This is a genomic window from Streptomyces mutomycini, from assembly GCF_001700505.1.
Lineage (GTDB): Bacteria > Actinomycetota > Actinomycetes > Streptomycetales > Streptomycetaceae > Streptomyces > Streptomyces mutomycini.
In genome coordinates this window covers 42,770-49,327 of the sequence record NZ_MAPV01000098.1, presented here as the reverse complement: position 1 = coordinate 49,327, position 6,558 = coordinate 42,770, and the positions used below count along the sequence as shown (strand labels likewise).

Genomic DNA, 6,558 nt, shown 5'->3' with positions numbered 1-6,558 from the left:
CGGCGGACTCCTCGGCCGACAGCTCACGCAGCTGACCCACCAGCGTCGGCGAGGTCGCCCGGTCCGCCGCGGCCTCGTCACCACACGGCATCCTCGCCGCGGCGGACTCCGGCAGGAAGGAGCGGGAGCGCAGCTCCCGCAGCAGCCCCGACACCACCCGTACGACGTCACCGGGCAGCGCGTCCGGTGCACACCTGGCCAGCTGGGAGAGGGCCGCGAGCCGAAGCCCGGGCGGATGCGCCTCGGCGGCGAGCCGGCTCAGCCAGTCGGCAGCCTCCCCCGCCAGCGGCCGGTGGCGCAGAGCGATCCGGCCGGCGGCCTCGACGAGCGCGAGCCGCACCTCGTCGTCGGCCTCCACCGGAAGCCGCTCCCGCAGCAGCGTGAGCACCCTCTCCGGCCGGCCGTGCAGCGTGGCCAGGGCCAGCGGTGCGGCGAGCCGCACCCCCGGATCGTCGTCGGCGACCAGCTCGAAGAACACCGCGGACCCGGCGGACACGGCGGCCGCGGCCATCGCGTAGTTCGCCACACCCTCGATCTCGTCCTCGTCCAGCTCGTCCAGTTCGCTCTCGTCGTCCTCGTCCAGATCGATGCCGCCGATGCTCGTGAGCAGCTCGACGACGCCGCCCCGGTCCTGTATGCCCGGATCCACGGCCAGCTCGAAGAGGAACGGGATGCACGCGAGCGTGCACGCGTACACATCGCCCTGGTGGTGCACCGCGCCGTACATCCCGTCGAGCGCGCTCTCCCGCTCCGCCGGGTCGGCGGAGGCGAGTCCGTACAGGAGCCCCGGCACATCATCGGCCGGGCCGTAGGCATGGTCCATCGAGGCCCAGTCGACCTCGTCGATCCCCGTGAACACGCCACACCCTCCCCGTGTCTTCCCTCCGCACCAGGACACGGCGGAAACCGTGACCGCGAAGCGGCGCCTGCGCCGAGTGTGCACCACGGCCAGGACGCTCCACCCTCCACTTGTGGCCTTTCCTCACCGTGGCCACCCGGGCTGTGAAGGTGCTGTGTGCGCCCTGCCCCCACGGCGCCCCTCAGCCCCCCGGCAGGGGCCTGGCCTGCCCGGGGTCGGTCAGCGGGCCGAGCAGATCCCCGTGCCGCTCCAGCCTCGCCGCCATGTCACCGGCCAGGAAGAGAAGGTCGTCCGGCGCGCCGCACGCCTCGATCTCGTCCCAGGTGACCGGCGCGGACACGGTCGGGCTGCCCTTCGCGCGCAGGGTGTACGGGGCAGCGGTGGTCTTCGCCGCCGCGTTCTGGCTGAAATCCACGAACACCTTTCCCGGGCGCAGCGCACGCGTCATCCGGTGCACGGCCAGACCGGGCAGCGCGGCCTGCGCCTCCAGGGCCAGCGTCTTCGCATAGGCCGTCACCTCCCCGGACGGGGTGGGCTCCAGGGGGACGAGCAGATGCAGGCCCTTGGAGCCCGAGGTCTTCCCGTACGAGGGCAGCCCGTCCCGCGCCAGCCGCTCCCGCAGCCAGAGGGCCACCGCACAGCACTCGACGACGCTCGCGGGCGGCCCGGGGTCCAGGTCGAACACCATCCGGTCGGCCACGGCGGGGGAGTCCTGCCGCCACTGGTGGGTGTGGAACTCCACCACCAGGTTCGCCGCCCACATCAGCGAGGGCAGATCCTGGGCGAGCACCTGACGGGCGTCGGGGTCGTCGCTGCGGGGAACCGGGGCGGTGCGCACCCAGTCGGGTGTGCCGGGCGGCGGATTCTTGGTGAAGAAACGCAGCCCCTCCGGGCCGTCCGGGTAGCGGAGGAAGGACAGCGGGCGGTCGCGCAGGTGCGGCAGCATGGCCTCCGCCGCCGTTGCCGCGTAGTAGTGCAGCACCTCGCCCTTGGTGGTGCCGGTGGCCGGGTACAGCACCTTGTCGAGATTGCTGAGCGCCAGGCGCCGCCCCTCCACCTCCGTGATCGGCGTCATACGATAAGAATCACATGAAATCGTGTGGATGAGCTCATAGCGGGCGTAAGGGGTGAACGGTGAGGTCCATCTGGAACGGCTCCGTCTCGTTCGGTCTGGTCAGCATCCCGGTCAAGCTCATGAACGCCACCGAGAACCACGCGATCTCCTTCCGGCAGATCCACCTCTCCGACGGCGGCAGGATCCGCTACCGCAAGGTCTGTGAGCTGGACGAGGAGGAGGTGCCCGCCTCCGAGACCGTCAAGGCGTACGAGGACGCCGACGGCACGGTGATCCCCGTGACCGACGAGGACCTCGCCTCGCTCCCGCTCCCCACCGCCAAGACCATCGAGATCGAGGGATTCGTGCCGGCCTCGGCGATCGACCCCCTCCAGCTGGACTCGGCCTACTACCTCTCGGCCAACGGCGTCCCGGCCGCCAAGCCCTACGCCCTGCTGCGCGAGGCCCTCAGGCGCAGTGGCAAGGTCGCCGTGGCTAAGTACGCGCTGCGCGGGCGGGAACGGCTCGGCATGCTGCGGGTGGTCGACGACGTGATCGCGATGCACGGCCTGCTGTGGCCGGACGAGATCCGCGCTCCGGAAGGCGTCGCCCCGGAAGCCGGGGTCAAGGTCCGCGACGCGGAGCTGGACCTGGCGGACGCGCTGATGAACACCCTCGGCGATGCCGACCTGGACACGCTCCACGACGACTACCGCGAGGCGGTCGAGGAGCTCGTCGCGGCGAAGGCGGCGGGTGAACCCGTGGCGGAGGAGCGGGCCGAGGAGCCCGAGGGCAAGGTGATCGACCTGATGGCGGCTCTGGAGAGCAGCGTGCGGGCGGCGAAGGAGTCCCACGGGGAGGCGGGCGGACACGGGGGCGAGGTCGCGGAGGTCCACCCCATCGGCTCCGGCCGCAGCGGCAGTGCGAAGAAGACCGGGGCTTCGTCCTCGAAGCGGGCCCCGTCGAAGAAGGCGGCACCGAAGGAGGGGGAGGCGCGGGGCACTCCGGCGAAGAAGGCACCGGCCAAGAAGTCCGCGGCGGAGAAGCCCGCGGCGAAGAAGGCACCCGCGAAGAAGGCACCGGCTGCGAAGAAGGCACCGGCCAGGAAGGCTGCCGCGAAGAAGGCCGCAGAGAAGAAGCCAGCGGCGAAGAAGGCCGCCCGGGGCACGCGCGGGCGCACCTCGGCGTGACGCGTGCGACGGCGGCGGCCGTGGCCCGATCTCGTGGTCGATGCCGCTCGTACAGGTGACGAAACGGCCGTTTCCAGGATCAGGGACGAAGCGCGGACCATGATGAACGCTTGATCGGCGCCCGGCCTCTCCCTGGTCCGACCGGGGCGACGGAGCGGGCCGGGGCACACAGGGCCCGGACTGCTCCGGAACGCCGTGCTCCCGACTCCGCGCGCCCCGCTCTGCGCCCTGTGCGGGAACCGGCCCGCCGTACAGCCTGGGGGAAGCAAGGATGCCGGAAGGGTGAACAGAGGGGGCACGATGCAGGATCTCAAGGTCACGTCATGGCAGCTCTTCGGGCACGACCGGCTCTACGTGAACCTGCCGGACGGCACCGCGATCGGCTGGGCGGACCGGGGAAGCGGCACGATCACGGTTCTGCACCCGCGCTACCGCGACGCCGTGACCGACGCGCTCGCGCGCCAGGTCCCGGACCTGCCGGCGCTCGTCGGTGAGGACGCTCCGACCGGTCCGCAGGCGCCGCGGACCCCGCCGCAGGTCCCGCGGATTCCACCGATGAGGGGGATACGGAAACGGAGCGCCGCGCGGGAACCGACGCCTGCGGCCGAGCCGATGACGGCGGCCGCGCCGGATGTGGCGTACGAGTCGGGCGTGGCGTACGAGTCGGGCGTGGCGTACGAGTCGGACGTGGCGTACGAGTCGGACGTGGCGTACGAGTCGGACGGGGCGCACGCGCCGGACGGGGCGCACGCGCCGGGCATGGCGCACGCGCCGGGCCCGGTAGCCGCGGTGGAGCCGGTCACCGTGCCCGAGCCGGACTCCGTGACCGGGCAGAGCCTAGCGCCCGAGCCGGACTCCGTGACCGGGCAGGGCCCCGCGCCCGAGCCGGACCGGACGCCCGTGCCGGACCAGGCGGCCGGCCCCCTGCCGGAGCGCCGTCGGCGGCCGGCCGTACTCCCCGCGCTGACCCCCGCGAACGACCTCGCGTCTCGGCGGCCCGGGGCGGGGCTCCGGGAGCAGCTCGGCGAGACCGGTCCCGGGGCGCTCGTACGGGCGGCCACCGGGGCGCTGCGGCGGCACAAGGACGTGGACCCGCGCCGTGGCGCCCTCGCGGGGGAGCGGAGGGTGGGGGCCGAGCTCAGGCGGCTGACCCGGCACGGCTGGCGGGTCCTGCACTCCGTGCCTCTGCCGGACGGCACGGAGATCGGACACCTGCTCATCGGCCCCGGCGGTGTGTTCGCCGTGAGCACCGAGCACCACCCCGGGGCATCCGTGCGGATCGGGGACGGCACCCTGCGGATCGACGACGGCACGCCCCAGCCGTACGAGCTCGACGGCCGGGCCGGTGCCCCGCGGGCCCGGGAGGCTCTGGAGGCGTACTGCGCCTTCGACGTGCCCGTGCGGACCGTGCTCGTGTTCACCGGCGTCACCGCGCTGGAAGTGGTCGCCACCCCGCCCGGCACAAGCGTCTACCGGGAGCGCCAGGTGTCCGCTCTCGCGCCGCTGAGGGGCGGCCTCACCGCCACCCAGGTGGAGCGGGTCTACGACGTCGCGCGCAACGGCGAGGCCTGGCTGGACGGGTGAGGCCGGGACGCGGCCGGTAGATTCCCCGGTGCTGCCGCGGTGCCGGTGCAAGTGCCGCGCCATCGCCGTGCCGACGAAGGGGAAGACGCCTTGAAACTCCGCTGTGCCGTGCTCGACGACTACCAGTTGGTGGCGGCCACCGCCGCCGACTGGTCGCCCGTGGCCGACGACGTCGACGTGGTCAGCTTCGCCGGGCACTGCGCCACCGAGGACGAACTGGCCGAGCGCCTGGCCGGGTTCGACATCGTCGTCACCCTCCGGGAGCGCGTGCCCTTTCCCGCCACGCTGCTCGCCCGGCTGCCCCGGCTGCGGCTGCTCGTCGCCTCCGGCATGCGTAACACGTCCATCGACTACGCCGCCGCCGAACGGCACGGGGTCACGGTCTGCGGCACCGCCAGCACGGCCACCCCGCCCGTCGAGCTCACCTGGGCCCTGCTGCTCGCACTGGCGCGAGGGCTGGTGACGGAGGCCGGCTCCCTGCGGAACAACGGCCCCTGGCAGTCCACCGTCGGGGCTGATCTGTACGGGCGCAGGCTCGGGATTCTCGGACTGGGGAAGATCGGCAGCCGGGTCGCCGCGGTCGGCCGCGCCTTCGGCATGGACGTGGTGGCCTGGAGCGCGAACCTGACCCCGGAGCGTGCCGCGGAGGCCGGTGCGGGCTTCGCCGCGACCAGGGAAGAGCTGCTGGAGACCAGCGACTTCGTCTCCGTGCACCTCGTGCTGAGCGAGCGCACGCGTGGGCTGCTGGGCGCGAAGGAGCTCGGGCTGATGCGGCCCGGCAGCTATCTGGTCAACACCTCCCGGGCGGCGATCATCGACCAGGACGCACTGCTCGACGTACTGCGCCGAGGGGCCATCGCGGGGGCGGGAGTCGACGTGTTCGACGTCGAGCCCCTCCCGGCGGACCACCCGATGCGCAGCGCGCCGCGCCTCCTGGCCACACCGCACCTGGGTTACGTCTCGCAGGCCAACTACGCGGCGTACTACGGGGACGCGGTCGAGGACATCCGCGCCTACCTCGACGGCGAGCCCGTCCGCCGGCTCGGCTGAGGTGGTGCCGCTTCCGGGCTCCATCGAGGGACCGGGTTTCCCGGCGGCCGCGCTCCCGCCGAAGTAGTCTGTGCGCGGGGGCACTTCGGCCCTTCGGACAGGGAGGCACCGCGTGGGCCTGCTCGACGACGAGACGGCCGCAATCATGGTCGGGATACCTGCCGGCACCGTCGATCTCCGGGACGACCGCCGCGGAGCACAGTGGCAGGAGACCGTCCAGCCCTTCCTGCTCGCCCGCCTTCCCGTCACCCTCGGTCAGTACTGGGCGCTCACGGGTACGGACCCCGATCCCGCCGTGTCCCATGCCCTGCCCGTGACGAACGTCAGCTGGCTCGACGCCGTCGACCTGTGCAACCGCTTCTCGGCACGCGTCGGCCTGGCCCCGGTCTACTCCCGCGACGCACGGAGCGGCGAGGTGGCCCGCGACCCGGCCGCCGACGGCTACCGCCTGCCCACGGAGGCGGAGTGGCAGTACGCCTGCAAGGCGGGCACCACCGGCTACCGCTACGGCGAACTCGACGCCATCGCCTGGCACGAAGGCAATTCCGGTGGCCGGGCCCATGACGTCGCCGGCAGGTCTCCGAACGCCTGGGGTCTGTACGACATGCTGGGCAACGTCTGGGAGTGGTGCTGGGACCTCTACGACGTGGAGGTCTACGGCGACTACCGCACCTTCCGGGGCGGCGGCTGGGCGGAGGCGGAGCGCGGCTGCGGCGCCACGGTGCGCCGCCGCAGCCACCCGACGTTCGCGATCGACGACCTCGGCTTCCGGATGGCCCGGAACACGAGCTGAGCGGCGCGGGCACGCCGCGGGGTCGCGT

General features: G+C 73.0%; 5 protein-coding genes and 1 pseudogene. 4 read left to right on the top strand and 2 right to left on the bottom strand.

Annotated elements, in window-relative coordinates:
* Window positions 1-859, bottom strand: a pseudogene (locus BFF76_RS15550) (HEAT repeat domain-containing protein); the annotation flags it as partial.
* A gap of 181 nt (window positions 860-1,040) precedes the next feature.
* On the bottom strand, window positions 1,041-1,934 hold the full coding sequence (ligD, locus tag BFF76_RS15545) for a non-homologous end-joining DNA ligase (RefSeq protein WP_053930486.1): 894 nt from the start codon (window positions 1,932-1,934) through the stop codon (window positions 1,041-1,043).
* A 59-nt stretch (window positions 1,935-1,993) separates the two neighbouring features.
* Between ligD and ku the strand changes: the two genes are divergently transcribed.
* The 4 genes from ku to BFF76_RS15525 all read left to right on the top strand — a co-directional run bounded on the left by ku (window position 1,994) and on the right by BFF76_RS15525 (window position 6,530).
* Window positions 1,994-3,103, top strand: coding sequence for a non-homologous end joining protein Ku (ku, locus tag BFF76_RS15540; protein WP_065848443.1), 1,110 nt, complete (start codon window positions 1,994-1,996; stop codon window positions 3,101-3,103).
* Window positions 3,104-3,403: 300 nt separating this feature from the next.
* On the top strand, window positions 3,404-4,687 hold the full coding sequence (locus tag BFF76_RS15535; RefSeq protein WP_065848442.1) for an NERD domain-containing protein: 1,284 nt from the start codon (window positions 3,404-3,406) through the stop codon (window positions 4,685-4,687).
* Window positions 4,688-4,777: 90 nt separating this feature from the next.
* Complete coding sequence (locus BFF76_RS15530) at window positions 4,778-5,737, top strand: D-2-hydroxyacid dehydrogenase family protein (protein WP_065848441.1); 960 nt, start codon at window positions 4,778-4,780, stop codon at window positions 5,735-5,737.
* A 112-nt stretch (window positions 5,738-5,849) separates the two neighbouring features.
* On the top strand, window positions 5,850-6,530 hold the full coding sequence (locus tag BFF76_RS15525; protein WP_078958939.1) for a formylglycine-generating enzyme family protein: 681 nt from the start codon (window positions 5,850-5,852) through the stop codon (window positions 6,528-6,530).
* Window positions 6,531-6,558 lie beyond the last annotated feature (28 nt).